At 64.3% G+C, this 15,787-nt stretch carries 14 protein-coding genes; 1 reads left to right on the top strand and 13 read right to left on the bottom strand.

All coding sequences use genetic code 11. The features are described 5' to 3' along the window. Window positions 1-384: 384 nt before the first annotated feature. From F8N66_RS05420 to F8N66_RS05385, 8 genes are all read right to left on the bottom strand, one after another. Window positions 385-1,527 (bottom strand): acyl-CoA dehydrogenase family protein, encoded by a 1,143-nt coding sequence (locus F8N66_RS05420; RefSeq protein WP_150769196.1) that lies wholly within the window; start codon window positions 1,525-1,527, stop codon window positions 385-387. Then, on the bottom strand, window positions 1,524-2,744 hold the full coding sequence (locus F8N66_RS05415) for an acyl-CoA dehydrogenase family protein (RefSeq protein ID WP_150769195.1): 1,221 nt from the start codon (window positions 2,742-2,744) through the stop codon (window positions 1,524-1,526). Before F8N66_RS05415 ends, F8N66_RS05420 begins: the two co-directional genes overlap by 4 nt. Before the next feature lie 64 nt (window positions 2,745-2,808). After that, entirely contained in the window at window positions 2,809-3,978 is a 1,170-nt protein-coding gene (locus F8N66_RS05410; RefSeq protein WP_150769194.1) for an acyl-CoA dehydrogenase family protein, read from the bottom strand. Between the two features lie 10 nt (window positions 3,979-3,988). Beyond that, window positions 3,989-5,167: a lipid-transfer protein gene (locus tag F8N66_RS05405; RefSeq protein WP_150769193.1), complete on the bottom strand. Its 1,179-nt coding sequence runs from the start codon at window positions 5,165-5,167 to the stop codon at window positions 3,989-3,991. Window positions 5,168-5,184: 17 nt separating this feature from the next. Next, window positions 5,185-5,604 (bottom strand): MaoC family dehydratase, encoded by a 420-nt coding sequence (locus F8N66_RS05400; protein WP_150769192.1) that lies wholly within the window; start codon window positions 5,602-5,604, stop codon window positions 5,185-5,187. Beyond that, complete coding sequence (locus F8N66_RS05395) at window positions 5,576-6,709, bottom strand: acyl-CoA dehydrogenase family protein (protein WP_150769191.1); 1,134 nt, start codon at window positions 6,707-6,709, stop codon at window positions 5,576-5,578. Before F8N66_RS05395 ends, F8N66_RS05400 begins: the two co-directional genes overlap by 29 nt. An 8-nt stretch (window positions 6,710-6,717) precedes the next feature. After that, on the bottom strand, window positions 6,718-7,686 hold the full coding sequence (locus tag F8N66_RS05390) for a bifunctional MaoC family dehydratase N-terminal/OB-fold nucleic acid binding domain-containing protein (protein ID WP_150769190.1): 969 nt from the start codon (window positions 7,684-7,686) through the stop codon (window positions 6,718-6,720). A 56-nt stretch (window positions 7,687-7,742) separates the two neighbouring features. After that, window positions 7,743-8,528 (bottom strand): SDR family oxidoreductase, encoded by a 786-nt coding sequence (locus F8N66_RS05385; RefSeq protein ID WP_150769189.1) that lies wholly within the window; start codon window positions 8,526-8,528, stop codon window positions 7,743-7,745. Between the two features lie 141 nt (window positions 8,529-8,669). Between F8N66_RS05385 and F8N66_RS05380 the strand changes: the two genes are divergently transcribed. Next, complete coding sequence (locus tag F8N66_RS05380; protein ID WP_150769188.1) at window positions 8,670-9,455, top strand: enoyl-CoA hydratase; 786 nt, start codon at window positions 8,670-8,672, stop codon at window positions 9,453-9,455. Window positions 9,456-9,703: 248 nt separating this feature from the next. Here F8N66_RS05380 and F8N66_RS05370 read toward each other — a convergent pair whose 3' ends face one another. From F8N66_RS05370 to glnT, 5 genes are all read right to left on the bottom strand, one after another. Beyond that, a complete protein-coding gene (locus F8N66_RS05370; protein WP_150769186.1) occupies window positions 9,704-11,029 on the bottom strand; it encodes an ammonium transporter in 1,326 nt (441 codons plus the stop codon). Between the two features lie 141 nt (window positions 11,030-11,170). Continuing rightward, complete coding sequence (locus tag F8N66_RS05365; RefSeq protein WP_150769185.1) at window positions 11,171-12,493, bottom strand: FMN-binding glutamate synthase family protein; 1,323 nt, start codon at window positions 12,491-12,493, stop codon at window positions 11,171-11,173. A 20-nt stretch (window positions 12,494-12,513) separates the two neighbouring features. Then, a complete protein-coding gene (locus tag F8N66_RS05360) occupies window positions 12,514-13,197 on the bottom strand; it encodes a protein glxC (RefSeq protein ID WP_150769184.1) in 684 nt (227 codons plus the stop codon). A gap of 11 nt (window positions 13,198-13,208) precedes the next feature. Continuing rightward, window positions 13,209-14,114 carry a class II glutamine amidotransferase gene (locus tag F8N66_RS05355; protein ID WP_150769183.1) on the bottom strand — a complete coding sequence of 302 codons (906 nt, stop codon included), beginning with the start codon at window positions 14,112-14,114 and terminating at the stop codon, window positions 13,209-13,211. A gap of 76 nt (window positions 14,115-14,190) precedes the next feature. Further along, window positions 14,191-15,525 carry a type III glutamate--ammonia ligase gene (gene glnT / locus F8N66_RS05350; RefSeq protein ID WP_150769182.1) on the bottom strand — a complete coding sequence of 445 codons (1,335 nt, stop codon included), beginning with the start codon at window positions 15,523-15,525 and terminating at the stop codon, window positions 14,191-14,193. Window positions 15,526-15,787 lie beyond the last annotated feature (262 nt).

The raw sequence follows: 15,787 nt of genomic DNA, 5'->3' as shown, positions 1-15,787 counted from the left end.
GGATACCGGGTACGACCGAGATCCTTGTGGGAGCGGGCTTGCTCGCGAAGGGGCCGGCACTTTCAACATCTTCATCGCCTGACACTCCGCCTTCGCGAGCAAGCCCGCTCCCACAGGGGGTTGGGTGGATGCGGATACCGGGTACGACCGAGATCCTTGTGGGAGCGGGCTTGCTCGCGAAGGGGCCGGCACTTTCAACATCTTCATCGCCTGACACTCCGCCTTCGCGAGCAAGCCCGCTCCCACAGGGGGTTGGGTGAATGCGGATACCGGGTACGACCGAGATCCTTGTGGGAGCGGGCTTGCTCGCGAAGGGGCCGGCACTTTCAATATCTTCATCGCCTGACACTCCGTCTTCGCGAGCAAGCCCGCTCCCACAGGGGTTTACACGTGGGCCGCGTAACGTTCGCAATGGAAATCCCGATCGCCCAGGCAGCTCTGGGCAACCCGCACGTGCTTGAGGTACAGGCCGACGTCGAGCTCGTCGGTGACGCCAATGCCGCCGTGCATCTGCACCGCTTCGTTGGCCACCTTGATCGCCGTGTCGCCGGCCTTCCATTTCGCCAGGCTGACCAGCCGTGCGCGTGCCTTGGCATCGACGCTGGCGTCATCCAGGGTCGCCAGTGCGGCCATCAGTGCGCTGCGGCTCAGGGCGAGGTCGATGTACATCTGCGCCGCACGGTGTTGCAGGACCTGGAAGGTGCCGATCGGCGTGTCGAACTGCACGCGGGTCTTGAGGTAGTCGAGCGTGGTGTCGAACAGTTGTTCGGCCATCCCCAGCAACTCGGCCGCCAGGCAGGTGCGACCACGGTCCAGCGCGACCTCCAGCGCCGCCCAGCCCTCGCCCGGGGCCCCCAGCAACGCTTCGTTGCCCAATTGCACCTGGTCCAGTTGCAGGCGGGCGCTGTTGCGCGCATCGATCAGCGGCAAGGCGCTGACGGTCAGGCCCGGTGTATCGGCCGGAACCAGGAACAGGCTGATGCCCCGGGTGTCGCCCGGTTGACCGGATGTGCGTGCCGCCACCACATAGGCATCGGCGCCGAGGCCGTCGACCACCCAGTACTTGTCGCCGTGCAGGCGATAGCCCTGCCCCTCGGCCCTGGCCTCAAGGGCAATCCGGCTCGGGTCGTGGCGCGAACCTTCATCCACCGCCAGGGCCAGGCGTTGTTCGCCGCCGATCACGGCTTGCAACCAGTGCGTCTGCTGCGCCGAACTGCCCGCCAGGTGCAGCAGTGAACCGCCGAGCACCACGCTGGACAGCAGCGGTGTCGCCGACAGGTTGCGGCCCATGGATTCAAAGATCGGCCCCAGGCCCTTGCAGCCAAAGTCCAGGCCGCCGAACGCCTCGGGAAACGGAATCGCGCTCCAGCCCAACGCTACCGCTTCGTGCCACAGGGTCGGCTCAAAGCCCAGGACCACCGCATCATCGCGCAGTCGGCGCTGGGCGCTGACCGGGCTGCGGGCGGCGAGAAAATCCCGGGCGCTGTCGGCCAGCAAACGCTGTTCATCGCTATAACGCAGGCTCATGACGGTGCTCCTGTTTTCTCGACCGCTTTCTTCACTTCAGGTAAACCCAGCACGCGCTTGGCAATCACATTGAGCTGGATTTCCGAGGCCCCGCCCGAGATGGTCAGCGCGTAGCTGTTAAGCCAGGCGCGGGTGATCGCCAGTTGCTGTTCGCTGAACGCGGTGCTCTCCCAGCCGAACGCGTGCCCGGCCATGGCATCGAGCAACACCTCGAACTTGTCCCGCTCCTGTTCGGTGTGCACCAGTTTCATGATCGACATCAGGCCGCCGATGTCATCGCCGGCCCGCGCCTCTTCCCCCATTCGCTGCACGGTGAGGTTGTAGGCGTGCTCGTTCATCGCGCACGCGGTGGCCCGTGCCTGCAAGGCGTGATCGCCCTGGGACCGGGGCGCCGGCAGGTACTCGCGCATCAGGGCCAGCAGGTCGAAGTGCGAAGGCAGGCTGAACTCGCCGAATTTCGACATTGCCTTGCGTTCGTGCTGCAACAGGTATTTGGCCAGGTTCCAGCCGCCGTTCAACGGCCCGATCAACTGGCTCTTGGGCACCTTGACGCCATCGAAGAACACCTGGCAGAACGCCGATTTGCCGCTGATCAAATCGATCGGCTGCGGCTTGACGCCGGGGCTGCGCATGTCCAGCACGATCAGGCTGATGCCTTCGTGTTTCGGCGCGCTGAAGTCGGTGCGCACAAGGGCGTACATCCAGTCGGATTTGTCGCCGTAGGACGTCCAGATCTTGCTGCCATCGACCACGAAATGATCGCCGGCATCGCGGGCGGCCATTTTCAGGCTGGCCAGGTCCGAACCGGCGTTCGGCTCGGAGAAGCCCTGGCACCAGCGCACTTCGCCACGGGCAATGGGAGGCAGCAAGTCACGTTTCTGCTCATCGCTGCCGAAGGCCAGCAACACCGGGCCGAGCATCCAGATGCCGAGGTTGATCTGCGGCGGCCGGCACTTGAGGCGGCGCATCTCGCTTTCCAGCACGGCCACTTGTTCGTCACTCAAGCCCGCCCCGCCGTATTCCTCGGGCCACTCCGGGCAGAACCAGCGCTTGTCGCGCATGCGCTCGAACCAAAGGCGCGCGTCTTCACAGGGAAATTGCGGGTTCTGGCTGCCCCACACCACGTCGCCTTCAGCCATGCCGGTGCGCATCGACGGCGGGCAGTTGGCCTCCAGCCAGGCACGGGTGTCGTGCCGGAATTGCTCGATAGTGCTCATGAAGTCCCCTTGGACCCGCCCCGATGGTGGGGCGAGTACGGTTTTTGTTGTTGATGGACCCGCGTCAGCGTTGGGTGCGCGGCATGCCCAGGCCAAACTGGGCGATCAGCTCGCGCTGGATTTCATTGGTGCCGCCGCCGAAGGTCAGGGTCGTCGCCGAACGCAATTCGTACTCCAGATCCCCCTCCAGCAGCGTCGCCGCCGAACCGCTGCGCATCGAGCCATTGGCACCGACGATCGCCGCCAGCTTGCGCAGGATCTCGATGGCCGACTCCGAACCGAACACCTTGGTGGTCGAACTCAGCGCGACGCTCATGCGTTCAAGTTCGAGATCGGCGGCAATGCGCATATTGATCAGGCGCATCGCTTCCAGGCGCGCATAACACTCGGCCAGCGAGCTGCGCACCCAGGCTTTATCCATCGCCCGGCGACCCTGTTCATCCCGCGCCCGGGCCCACAGGTAGACCCGGCGAAACAGTGCCACCACCTTGTCCGACCAGGTGCCCAGGCCGAGACGCTCGTGGTTCAACTGCGAGGTGATGAGTTTCCAGCCACCGTGCAACTCACCCACCAGCATCTCGTTGGGCACGCGCACGTTGTCGTAGTAAGTGGCTGCGGTCGGCGTGCCGACGGTGTGGATCAGGGTGTGGGAGAAGCCCGGGGTCTTGGTATCGACGATCAGCAGGGAAATGCCCTTGTGCCGTGCCTGGGCCGGATCGGTACGGGCCGCCAGCCAGACAAAGTCGGCGGATTCGGCGCCCGAGGTCCACAGCTTGTTGCCATTGACCACAAAGCCCTGGTCGTCCTGGCGGGCGCTGGTTTTCAGCACTGCCAGGTCGCTGCCCGCCGCGGGCTCCGAGTAACCGATGGCGAACATGATTTCGCCGGCGGCGATACCGGGCAGGAAGCGTTCTTTCTGCAACGCGCTGCCATGGGCCATCAAGGCCGGGCCCACGGTGCTGATGGTGACGAACGGCAGCGGCGCCCCGGCGATGTTGGCTTCTTCGAAGAAGATCAACTGTTCGGTGGCGGCGTAACCCTGTCCGCCATGGGCCTTGGGCCAGCCGACGGCGAGCCAGCCGTCGCGGCCCATCTGGCGGATGGTCTGGCGATACAGCTCGCCCCCCTCCTTGCCGCGCAACTGGTCGCGCATCTCGGGGGTCATCAGCGCCTGGAAATAATCCCGCACCTTGTGGCGCAGGGCGTGTTGTTCGGGAGTGAGGTCGACGAACATCTGCTGCTCCTTAGGCTGCGCCGAGAATCAGGCCGCTGGTGGGGACGCCGGTACCGGCGGTGACCAGCACGTTCTGTACATCCGCCACCTGGTTGACCGCCGTGCCACGGACCTGGCGCACCGCTTCGGCGATGCCGTTCATGCCGTGGATATAGGCTTCGCCCAGTTGCCCGCCGTGGGTGTTGATCGGTAGCTTGCCGCCACGGGCGTGGTGCCCGGCGCGGATGAATTCCTTGGCTTCGCCACGCTTGGCGAAGCCGAACTCTTCCAGCTGGGGCAATACGAAGGGCGTGAAGTGGTCGTAGATCACCGCGGTCTGGAACGCTTCCGGGCCCAGGCCCGACTGGCGATACAGCTCGCGGGCGACCACGCCCATTTCCGGCAGCCCGGTGATGTCGTCGCGGTAGAACGAGGTCATGCTCTGCTGGCCGTGGCTGATGCCCTGGGAACCGGCCTTGATGGTCACCGGCTTCTGCCGCAGGTCACGGGCACGCTCGGCCGAGGTGATGATCATTGCCACCGCGCCATCGGATTCCTGGCAGCAGTCGAGCAGGTGCAGCGGTTCGCAGATCCAGCGCGAGGCCTGGTGCTCTTCGAGGGTGATCGGCTTGCCGTGGAAAAACGCCTTGGGGTTGCTGGCGGCGAAATCCCGCGCGGCGACCGCGACCCGCCCGAAATCCTCGGAAGTGGCGCCATAGGTGTGCATGTAGCGCTGGGCGAACATGCCGACCCAGGCGGCCGGCGTATGGAAACCGTGGGGCATGTACCAGCCGTAGTTGACGTTGTCGAAGGTCGGCGTCGACGCGAAACCGTAGGCGCCGGTGCCGAAGCGGTACCACGAACGCTCGTTCATGGCCCGATAGACCACCACCACTTTCGCCACCCCGGTCGCCACCGCCATCGCCGCGTGCATCACCGGCCCGCAAGCCGCGCCGCCGCCATGGGGCACCTGGGAGAAGAACTTGACGTCCTTGCACCCCAGCAGGCGGGCGATTTCATACTCGGGGACCTTGTCCACCGAGTAGGAACTGAAGCCCTCGACCTCGCTCGGGTCGATGCCGGCGTCCTTGAGCGCACTCAAGGTGGCTTCCAGGGCCAGGCGCAATTCGGTGCGTCCGGAGTTCTTGGAAAATTCGGTCGCGCCCAGGCCGACGATCGCGGCGCGCCCGGAAATCGATGAATCAGTCATCTGTGTCTCTCCGGCTGTCAGGGCAGGACCAGCGCGACCGTGCCGGTCACGTGGTTGCCCATGGAATTTTTGCCGCTCAGGGTGATTTCCACCGCGCGGGTGTCGGCGTCGAGGCCGCTGACGGTGCCGCTGAAGGTCATGCAGTCGCCGGGGTAATTCGGCGCCCCGAGCTTGATTTTCAGCGCGGTGAATTGCGCCAGCGGGCCGCTCCACTGTTCGATGAAGCGCTGCACCAGCCCGTTGGTGGTGAGGATGTTCATGAACACATGGGGCGAACCCAGGGCACGGGCCGCGTCCGCGTCGTGGTGGCCGGGAAAGTAGTCACGGGTGGCAATCGCGCCGCCGTTGATCAGGGTCACCGTGATCGGCACCGCCAGTTCCGGCAGTGCTTCGCCGGGGCGCACGTCTTCAAAGCGCTTGGTGTTCTTCGAGGTCATATTTCCATCCCAGCTTGTCGTTATCGTTGAGCCAGTCGCCCAGGCGTTCCAGGCTTGCCGCCGAGCCGCCCAGGGCAAGGGACAGGCCACGGCTCCAATAGAGAAAACGGTGGATCGGGTACGTCAGGTCGACCCCGATGCCGCCATGCACGTGCTGCGCGATATGGCCGATGCGGTGCCCCGCTTCACAGGCCAGCCACGCGGTGGCCAGGGCTTCGGACGGTGCCGGCAGGCCGGCATCGACGCGGTAGGCCAGTTGCCACAATGCGGTGCGCAAGGCTTCGACGGCGATGTGGGTGTCGGCCATGCTCATCTGCACCGCCTGGAAACTGCCAATGACCCGCTCGAACTGCCGGCGCTCGCTGACATAGGCCACGGTGCGGCGGATCTGCTCTTCACTGACCCCCAGTTGCAGGGCCGCCAGTGCCGCCACGCTGCGCAGTTCCAGCCAGGCGACGGCCTCGGCCGGCAGCAACGCCCCGGCGCTTACGGTCAAGCCCTGGACGTGCAGGTCGGCCACCGCTTCGCCGTGGGTCAATACCGCCGAGACCCGTTGCACTTGCGGCGCGCACAGGTCCAGCAACAGCAGGCGCGGCTGGCCCTCGGCCTGCACCAGCACCAGTGCCGCCTGGGCCTGATCGCCCAGTGACAGGGCCGTGACCCGGCCGTCGATCGCCCAGCCCCCGGCACAGGGACGTGCGTGCAACTCGATGCCCAGCGCACTGCTCAAGCCATCGACGGACAGGCTCAACAGCACCTCGCCGGACGCCGCCTGGGTGACCCACTGCGCGCTGTTGCCGGCGTCAAAACGGGCCAGGGTCGCGGCCGCCAGTTGATGGCGCCACAGCGGCACCTGGGCCAGGGCCTTGCCCTGCGCTTGCAGCACCAGCATCAGTTCGGTCATGCCCAGGCCGCTGCCGCCGTGTTCTTCGGGAATGGCCAGGGCGTGCAAACCGGTCTCGATACACAGTGCCCACAGCGGCGCCATCATCGGCTCGCCGCTGGTGTCCCACTGGCGCATGTAGTCGTCATGGCAATGGTCGACAAACAGGCCGTCGGCCATCTGCGCGATGGCGCGCTGGTCTTCGCTCAATTCGAAATCCATGGGGGCTCCTATGCCTCTACCGGCCGGAACATCGGCAGGGTCAGCTGGTCATCGAAGGTCTGGAACTCGACCTGCAAACGCTGGCCGATCTGCAATTGCCCGCGCTCGATGCCGACCAGGCCGGCGATCAGGCGCACGCCCTCCGCCAGCTCGATCAGGCCGATGGGGTTGGGGTAATCGAATGGCGGCACTTCGGGGTAATGCATCACCACGAACGAATACAAGGTGGCGCGGCCGCTGGCCTCGACCGTGTCCCACTCGAAACTGTGGCACTGGATACAGACCGGCGCCGGTGGATGACGCAGGGTCTGGCAGGCGGTGCAACGCTGGATCAGCAACTGGCCCTTGTCGCAGCCTTCCCAGAAAAACCGCGTGTCATCGCTGATGCCCGGCAGCGGGCGCTTGGGCTTGAGCGGTGCGGCCTCAACCTTGGCCGGTGCCTGGGCATTGGCCGCGCGGAACTTGAACACGCGGAACAGCAACTCGCCCACCGGTTCGTCGCCGCCCTTCTTTTCAACGAAATGGCTCATCACCAGGGTGACGAAGAAGCCGGTGCCCAGGGCGGTGGTTTTCTCGTCGCCGACTGAATCCAGGCGTGTGGTGTAGTAGAGCTTTTCGCCCAGGCGCACCGGGCGGGTGAAGCTCAGTTCCGAGTTCACCGCCACGGTGGAGGCATAGCCGTAGGCTTCCATTTCCTTGAGCACCTCGTACGGGTTCTCGTCGGTGGAGCCCGGCGGGTAGTTGTTGGCGTGCAGGCCTTCCATGGTCCACACCTGCAACATCGCCGGCGGGGCGATGAGGCCTTCATGTACGTTGGCCAGGGCAAAGGCCGGGTCGGTGTACAACGGGTTGTCCACGCCCATGACCTCGCACCACTGGCGGATCATCGGGGCGTTGACCTCGTCCCAGGCATACACGCGGCCGTACTGGCGTCCCACCAGGGCGCGCACATTGGATAGCAATTGTGGATCAGCCAAAGTCGTCTCCTTCACATTGAAGGCGGCCACCGAACCCGGTCGCCGCAATAGGTCGATCAGGTGGGCAGCACCTGCGCGGCATCGAGAAATGCCGGGCGTTCACCACCGCCATGCAGCAACAGGTTGCAACCGCTGGCGTAACCGGCCAGCGGCGATGCGATATAGAGGCAGGCATTGGCGATGTCTTCGGCGACCGCCATGCGGCCGGCCGGAATCCCCGCAGCGACCGCAGCGATACCGGCTTCGGAGCCATAGTGCAGATGAGCCTGCTCGGTGCGCACCAGCCCCGGGCTGACCGCGACCACCCGCACCTTGGGGCCCCACTCCACCGCCAGCGTTTGCACCAGCGCCAGCACCCCGGCCTTGGCCGCGCCGTAGGCGGCGGTGCCGGGCGAGGATCGCAGTGCGCTGATGCTGCCGATAAAGACAATGCAACCGCCCTGCGCCTGGGCGTGCATCAGCCGGTTGGCGTGCTGGGCGACGTTGAGCGGGGCGATCAGATTCAGGCCGATGATGCTTTCATGGAACCTTGGCGAGGCCGTGGCCGCGTCGGCGGCCGGGCTGCCGCCGGCGTTGTTGATCACCACGTCGAGGCGGCCGAAATCGCGCTCGATGGCGGTAAACAGGCGTTGCAGGGAATCGTGGTCACGCACGTCGGCGGCCATGAAAATGGCGCGCTTGCCATCGAGCGTCGGTACCTGTTCAGGCTCGCGCCGGGCACAGACGATCACCCGTGCGTTCGCGGCCAGGAACCCCAGCGCGATGCCGGCGCCGATGCCCTTGGTGCCACCGGTGACCAGCACCACCTTGCCGCTGTAATCAAGACCCGAATGCAGCTCCATCATGTGCTCCTCTTGTTCTGACAAGGATCACTCTAGGGACGAATCCGGGGCCAAACTACGTCTGAACGGACGATGAAAATTTAACCGCGCGAGCAGGACACTGGCGGCCATTCACACCTTGTCTGGTCTTTAGGGATGCCCATGTCCGACTCATCCGCTGCACCGGTTCTGCTCGAACACCCCTTGCCGGGCGTGGCCCTGCTGCGGCTCAACCGCCCGCAGGCGACCAATGCCCTGAGCCTGGAATTGCAGGCGCTGCTGTCGCGTCATTTCACTGAGCTGGCGGTGGATCCCCAGGTGCGCTGCATCGTGCTCACGGGCGGTGACAAGGTGTTCGCGGCCGGTGGCGACATCAACAGCATGGCCGGGGTCGGCGCCATCGATATCTACAAGCGCCACACCGAGCGGGTCTGGGCGCCGATCCAGCACTGTCCGAAACCGGTGATCGCGGCGGTCTGCGGTTATGCCTACGGCGGTGGTTGCGAACTGGCGATGCACGCCGACCTGATCGTCGCCGGGCGCAGCGCGCGCTTCTGCCAACCGGAAATCCGCATCGGCATCATGCCCGGCATCGGCGGCACGCAACGGCTGGTGCGGGCGGTGGGCAAGGTCAAGGCCATGCGCATGGCGCTCACCGGCCAGCCCATCAGCGCCGAAGAAGCCTGGGTGGCCGGGCTGGTCAGCGACCTGGTGGACGACGACAAGGTACAGGCCCATGCCCTGGAACTGGCGCGCGTCATCGCGGCGATGCCGGCGCTGGCCGCCGAACAGATAAAGGAAGTGATCCTGGCCGGCATGGACGCCCCACTGGAAGCCGGCCTGGCCCTGGAGCGCAAGGCCAACGCCCTGCTCTTCGCCTCCCGCGACCAGAAAGAAGGCATGCAGGCGTTCATCGACAAGCGGGCGGCGCGGTTTGAAGGGAATTGATAGTTGCGGATAACCCTGACCCCCTTGTGGGAGCGGGCTTGCTCGCGAAGGCGGTGTGTCTGCCAATACATGTATCAACTGACACAGCGCCTTCGCGAGCAAGCCCGCTCCCACAAGGGAATTGGGTACATCAACAAGAGCCATCGCGGCGACCCACGGAGCAATGGCTTCGTTATGGCATGCCGAGCAAGGGCGCAACCAATAGCCGCCCGTCACAGCAACAACGGATCTGCCCCCACAACCACCCATCAGTGGTTATAAGCCCGCTCATTATGCTCAGCCAGATCCAGCCCCATCTCCTCCACCGACTCATCGGCACGCAGGCCAACCAGCGCATTCACCACCTTGAGAATGAGCCAGCTGATGACAAAGCAGTACACCGTCGTCAACAGCACGCCCTTGACTTGCGCCAACACCTGGCCACCGATGGTCACCCCTTCCACCAGCCCACCCAGGGACGGTACGCAAAAGACACCGGTCAAGACCGCGCCGATCATCCCGCCGATCCCGTGCAAGCCAAACACATCAAGGCTGTCGTCATAGCCGAAACGGCGTTTGAGCACGGTCACGCTCAGGTAGCAGAACACCCCGCACAGCAAACCGATCGCCAGGGCGCCGCCGACACCGACGTAGGCGCACGCCGGGGTGATGCCCACCAGGCCGGCCAGGGCACCGCTGGCCAGACCCAGTGCACTTGGCTTGCCGACCTTGAACCACTCGGTGAACATCCAGCCCAGGATCCCGGCGCAGGCGCCCAGCTGGGTATTGAGCATGACGACACCGGAGGTGCCGCTGAGGCCGCCGCCGGAACCGATGTTGAAGCCGAACCAGCCAACCCACAGCATGGCCGCGCCGGCCATGGTCAGGCTCAGGTTGTGCGCCGGCATCGGCGTGTTTTCGTAGCCCTTGCGCTTGCCGAGGATCAGGCACGCGGCGAGCGCGGCGACACCGGCGTTGATGTGTACGGCGGTTCCACCGGCAAAATCGAGGACGCCCCAGTTATGCATCAAGGCACCCGCGCCGCCCCAGACCATGTGCGCCACCGGGGCGTACACCAGGGTGAACCACAGCGCCATGAACAGCAGTGCCGCCGAGAATTTCATGCGTTCGGCGAAGGCACCGGCGATCAGCGCCGGGGTGATGATGGCGAAGGTCATCTGGAAGGTCACGAACACGCCCTCCGGAATATCGCCGACCAGACTGTCCGGGGTCATGCCGGCCAGAAACGCCCGGCTCAGCCCGCCGACGAAACTGTTGAAACTCACCTCCCCCTCGACCATGCCCGTGCTGTCGACCACCATGCTGTAGCCGTAAATCACCCACAAGACACCCACCAGACCGGCGATGCCAAAGCACTGGGTGAACAACGACAACATGTTTTTCGCCCGCACCAGGCCGCCGTAGAACAACGCGAGGCCCGGCAGGCACATGAACAACACCAGCACTGTCGCGGTGATCATCCAGGCCGTGCTGCCGGTGTTCAGCACCGGTGCTTCAGCCGCCTGCGCCAGCGGCACCAGGGCGCAGGCGGCCAGCAGCCCGAGAAGTGATTTGCCGAGAAGTCGATTGACCATGTTCAAAGCTCCTGCAAAAGAAATGGGAAGTGTCGGACAGTGGGCAAGTGGCAAAGCGACGGACCTTTTCGGTCTCTTGGAATAGCTGACACGCTTACAGGCGGGCAGGAGCCGGATAACCCGCTCCTGCCGCCTTACACCTCAGTAACCGGAACCCGGAATCCAGTTGGTCCCTGCCAACGGCACCCGGGCCATCGCCGCCGACTCCACCGTCAGCGCCACCAGATCCTCCGGATCCAGGTTGTGCAGATGCGACTTGCCGCAGGCCCGCGCCATGGTCTGGGCTTCCAGCACCAGCACCCGCAGGTAGTTGGCCAGGCGACGACCGCCTTCCACCGGATCCAGGCGCCGGGACAGCTCCGGGTCCTGGGTGGTGATGCCGGCCGGGTCACGGCCGTTCTGCCAGTCGTCATAAAACCCCGCGGCTGAACCAATCTTGTGCAGTTCCTCATCCAGACGCGGGTGGTTATCGCCCAGCGCAATCAGCGCCGCCGTGCCGATGGCCACCGCGTCCGCGCCCAGCGCCATGGCCTTGGCCACGTCGGCACCGTTGCGAATCCCGCCCGAGACAATCAACTGAACCTTGCGGTGCATGCCCATCTCTTGCAAAGCCTGTACCGCTTGCGGGATGGCCGGCAAAATCGGAATGCCGACGTGTTCGATGAACACTTCCTGGGTCGCCGCGGTGCCGCCTTGCATGCCGTCGAGCACGATCACGTCGGCACCGGCCTTCACCGCCAGCTTGACGTCGTAGTACGGGCGGCTGGCGCCGATTTTCACGTAGATCGGTTTTTCCCAGTCGGTGATTTCGCGCAGCTCGGCGATCTTGATCGCCAGGTCGTCCGGGCCGGTCCAGTCCGGGTGACGGCAAGCACTGCGCTGGTCGACACCGATCGGCAAGGTGCGCATGCCGGCCACCCGCTCGGTGACTTTCATGCCCAGCAACATGCCGCCGCCACCGGGCTTGGCGCCCTGCCCCAGCACGATCTCGATGGCATCGGCCTTGCGCAGGTCATCCGGGTTCATGCCATAACGGGACGGCAGGTATTGATAGACCAGGTGCTGCGACTGGCCACGTTCTTCCGGGGTCATGCCGCCGTCACCGGTGGTGGTGCTGGTACCGGCGATGGTCGCGCCTCGGCCCAGGGCTTCCTTGGCATTGGCCGACAGCGCGCCGAAACTCATGCCGGCGATGGTCACCGGGATCTTCAGGTGAATCGGCTTCTTGGCGAAGCGGTTGCCGAGAATCACATCGGTGCCGCACTTCTCCCGATAGCCTTCGAGGGGGTAACGCGAGACGCTGGCACCGAGCAGCAGCAAATCGTCGAAGTGCGGCACCTTGCGCTTGGTGCCACCGCCGCGAATGTCATAGATGCCGGTTTCGGCGGCGCGCTGGATTTCCTGGATGGTCAGGCGGTCGAAGGTCGCGGACTCGCGCAGCACCGGAGGGTTCTTCTCACTCATATCTATTCTCCTCGCGTGGATCAGTACGCGGACGCGTTATCGACTTTGAAGTTGTACAGCTGACGGGCCGAGCCGTAGCGCTTGAAGTCAGCCGCCTTGTGCTCGAAACCGGCGCGGTTGAGCAGCACTTGCAGTTCTTCCAGGTGTTCGGCGCGCATCTCTTTTTCAATGCAATCGGAGCCCAGGGAGGCGACGCTGCCCTTCACGTAAATGTGGGTCTCGTACAACGAATCGCCCAGGGCGTCGCCGGCATCGCCGCACACCACCAGGCGCCCGGCCTGGCCCATGAAGCAGCTCATGTGACCGATGCTGCCGCCGACCACGATGTCGATGCCTTTCATGGATATGCCGCAGCGCGCACCGGCATCGCCTTCGATCACCAGCAACCCGCCATGGGCGGTGGCACCAGCGGCCTGGGACGCACTGCCCTTGATCCGCACCATGCCCGACATCATGTTTTCCGCCACGCCGACCCCGGCGTTGCCATGGACGGTGATGCAGGCTTTCTGGTTCATGCCGGCGCAGTAGTAGCCGGCGTGCCCCTGGATATCGATGGACACCGCCTGGTTCACCCCGACCGCCAGGTTGTGCTTGCCGTTGGAGTGGGTCACCACCCACTCGCGGTCTTCCAGGTGGCTGACCTGGTCATGCAGCGCCTGGTTGAGGTCACGCACGGTGGCGGTGGAAAGATCGATGGTTTTCATGTGTGCGCTCCTTAAGCTGACTCGCGTTCCCAGATGTACAGGGTGGCCGGTGCCGGCTCCCAGATCCTGGCGTGTTCGATACCTGGCAGGCTCGACAGCGCCTGATATTCCGAAGCCATGGCGACGTAGTCGTCGGTCTCGGCGAGGATCGCCGGCTTGCAGGCAATCGGGTCGCGAATCACCGCGAAACCGTTGCGGGTGCCGATGGCGAAGGTGTAGAAGCCGTCGAGGTCTTCCAGCGCATGATCCAGCGCCTCTTTCAGCGAGTCGCCCTGCTGCAGGCGCCAGGTCAGGTAACCGGCCGCCACTTCGGTGTCGTTGTCGGTTTCAAAGTGAATGCCTTCGCGCTTGAGTTCCTGGCGCAGGCGAAAGTGATTGGACAGCGAGCCGTTGTGCACCAGGCACAGGTCGGCACCGGTGGAAAACGGGTGGCTGCCTTCCATGGTCACCGCGCTTTCGGTGGCCATGCGGGTATGGCCGATGATGTGGCTGCCCTTCATGCCGGGCAGGCCGAAGCGCTGGGAAATTTCCTTTGGCAAACCCATGCCCTTGAGGATCTCGATGCTCTGCCCGGCGCTCATGATGCGAACACCCGGTGCCAGTTCGGCGAGGGCCAGGCGCACCGGTGCCTCTGCGGCGTGGATCTTCAGCACCGCCGCGCTGGCGTTCTGGAACCAGTCCAGCGAACAGCCCAGACGGCCTTCGAGTTCGCCCATCAGGGTGTTCCAGTCGAAGCCTTCGGTGGTCGCCTGCAAGGTCAGCTTGACCCAGCCATCGGCCACTTCATCGCCATAAATGGCGAAGCCGGCACTGTCCGGACCCCGATCGGTCATGGCCTGCAGCATTGGTTCGAAGAGCTGGCCGAGCCGGGATTCCAGCTGCGGGTTTTTCAGGTAAAGGCCTACGATTCCGCACATAAAGACAGTCCTCACTGTGTTCGGCAGCCGTCAGTTTCCAGCTGCGAGATGGTTCGTTTGAGTACGCCGCTGGCGCCTAGAAGAATTCGGTGTAGCGCTGCACTTCCCAGTCGGAAACGTGGCGGCTGTATTCCACCCACTCCATGCGCTTGAGCTTGATGAACTCGCCGACGATCTGCGGGCCCATGACCTCGGCGAACAGCGGGTCGGCTTCCAGCGCGTCGCAGGCTTCCTTGAGCGATTGCGGCAGGGTCTTGATGCCGCGCGCGGCGATCTGCTCCAGGCTCAGGCTGTAGAGGTTTTCGTTGCAGACGTGGTCGATTTCCAGCTGGCGGTCGATGCCATCCAGGCCCGCGGCGATGATCGCCGCGCTGACCAGATAAGGGTTGCAACCGGCGTCCGGCAGGCGGAATTCCAGGCGACCGTAGGGCACCCGGACCATGGCCGAACGGTTGTTGGCACCGAAGGCGATGAAGGCTGGCGCCCAGGTCGCGCCGGACAACGAGTTGCCCACCACCAGGCGCTTGTAGGAGTTGACCGTCGGTGCGGCGAAGGCGCACAACGCCGGGCCATGGGCCAGCAGGCCGGCGGCAAAGTGGTAGGCCATTTTCGACAGCCCCATGCCGCTCGGGTCGCTGGCGTCATGGAACAGGTTCTTGTTCTCGGCGCTGCTGATCGACAGGTGAAAGTGCATGCCGTTGCCGGCGCGTTTCGGGTCCGGCTTGGGCATGAACGAGCAGATCATGCCCAGGTCATTGGCAATCTCGCCGGCGGCCATGCGAAAGAAGGTGAAACGATCCGCCGAAGTCATGGCGTCGCTGTAGGTGTAATTGATCTCGAACTGGCCGTTGGCGTCTTCGTGGTCGATTTGATAGACCTCGAAATCCACCGCTTGCAAGGCTTCGGTCAAGCGTTCGAGGAACACCCGGGAGCGCGACAGGCCTTTATAGTCGTAGCAAGGCTTGTCCAGGTTGTCGCTGGCATCGACCAGCTGCAACTTGCCCTGCTCGTCGCGGCGCATCAGGTTGAACTCGGGCTCCAGACCGGTGTTGAGCGTCCAGCCTTTGTCCTCCAGGCGACGGACCTGCTGCTCAAGCACGTAGCGGCTGTCATAAGGATGGGGCTTGCCGTCGACGTGGCCGATGCACACGATCCGGCCATACCCCGGTTGCCACGGTACGGGCATCAAGGTCGACAAATCGCCCCGGGCCATGAAGTCCGGACCGTGGGGCTCCATGCCCATGCCGCTGATGGCGAACCCGGCAAAACCCGCACCTTCCTCGGCCACGGCCTTGAGCCCGCAGATCGGCACCGATTTGGTCTTGGCCGATCCATGGATATCGACAAACTGCGCAAGCACGTATTTGATCCCGTGCTTGTCGATGATGCGCTGGGTTTCTGCTGGCAACATTGCTCGTCACTCCTCGCGAAAAAGGGCAAATCGTTGTGGATAGGCCGTCACTTTCTTTCTGATATTCCTGAAAAGAAAGTTAGTTTCCCAATAGGAATGCAAGGCCCTTGCCAGAATCGCGAGTGAAACGTTGAAGTGCCATAACCAGCGCTTTTGTGCTGTATATATGGGAATATTCTTTTCCCAGTGGGAATACCGCCCAAGGGACTGGACTGAAACGCCGTGATTTGCACTTTCTCAGTGCGAAACTAATATTACTGAA

It is taken from the genome of Pseudomonas fluorescens (assembly GCF_902498195.1).
Classification (GTDB): domain Bacteria; phylum Pseudomonadota; class Gammaproteobacteria; order Pseudomonadales; family Pseudomonadaceae; genus Aquipseudomonas; species Aquipseudomonas fluorescens_BU.
The sequence above is the reverse complement of the archived record's forward strand: the minus strand, read 5'-3'. Positions and strand labels throughout refer to the sequence as shown.

Bases quoted from the DNA above. Each gene is read 5' to 3' on its own strand.
- F8N66_RS05420 (WP_150769196.1), bottom strand. From the start codon at position 1,527: ATGAGCCTGCGTTATAGCGATGAACAGCGTTTGCTGGCCGACAGCGCC.
- F8N66_RS05415 (WP_150769195.1), bottom strand. From the start codon at position 2,744: ATGAGCACTATCGAGCAATTCCGGCACGACACCCGTGCCTGGCTGGAG.
- F8N66_RS05410 (WP_150769194.1), bottom strand. From the start codon at position 3,978: ATGTTCGTCGACCTCACTCCCGAACAACACGCCCTGCGCCACAAGGTG.
- F8N66_RS05405 (WP_150769193.1), bottom strand. From the start codon at position 5,167: ATGACTGATTCATCGATTTCCGGGCGCGCCGCGATCGTCGGCCTGGGC.
- F8N66_RS05400 (WP_150769192.1), bottom strand. From the start codon at position 5,604: ATGACCTCGAAGAACACCAAGCGCTTTGAAGACGTGCGCCCCGGCGAA.
- F8N66_RS05395 (WP_150769191.1), bottom strand. From the start codon at position 6,709: ATGGATTTCGAATTGAGCGAAGACCAGCGCGCCATCGCGCAGATGGCC.
- F8N66_RS05385 (WP_150769189.1), bottom strand. From the start codon at position 8,528: ATGGAGCTGCATTCGGGTCTTGATTACAGCGGCAAGGTGGTGCTGGTC.
- F8N66_RS05380 (WP_150769188.1), top strand. From the start codon at position 8,670: ATGTCCGACTCATCCGCTGCACCGGTTCTGCTCGAACACCCCTTGCCG.
- F8N66_RS05370 (WP_150769186.1), bottom strand. From the start codon at position 11,029: ATGGTCAATCGACTTCTCGGCAAATCACTTCTCGGGCTGCTGGCCGCC.
- F8N66_RS05365 (WP_150769185.1), bottom strand. From the start codon at position 12,493: ATGAGTGAGAAGAACCCTCCGGTGCTGCGCGAGTCCGCGACCTTCGAC.
- F8N66_RS05360 (WP_150769184.1), bottom strand. From the start codon at position 13,197: ATGAAAACCATCGATCTTTCCACCGCCACCGTGCGTGACCTCAACCAG.
- F8N66_RS05355 (WP_150769183.1), bottom strand. From the start codon at position 14,114: ATGTGCGGAATCGTAGGCCTTTACCTGAAAAACCCGCAGCTGGAATCC.
- glnT (WP_150769182.1), bottom strand. From the start codon at position 15,525: ATGTTGCCAGCAGAAACCCAGCGCATCATCGACAAGCACGGGATCAAA.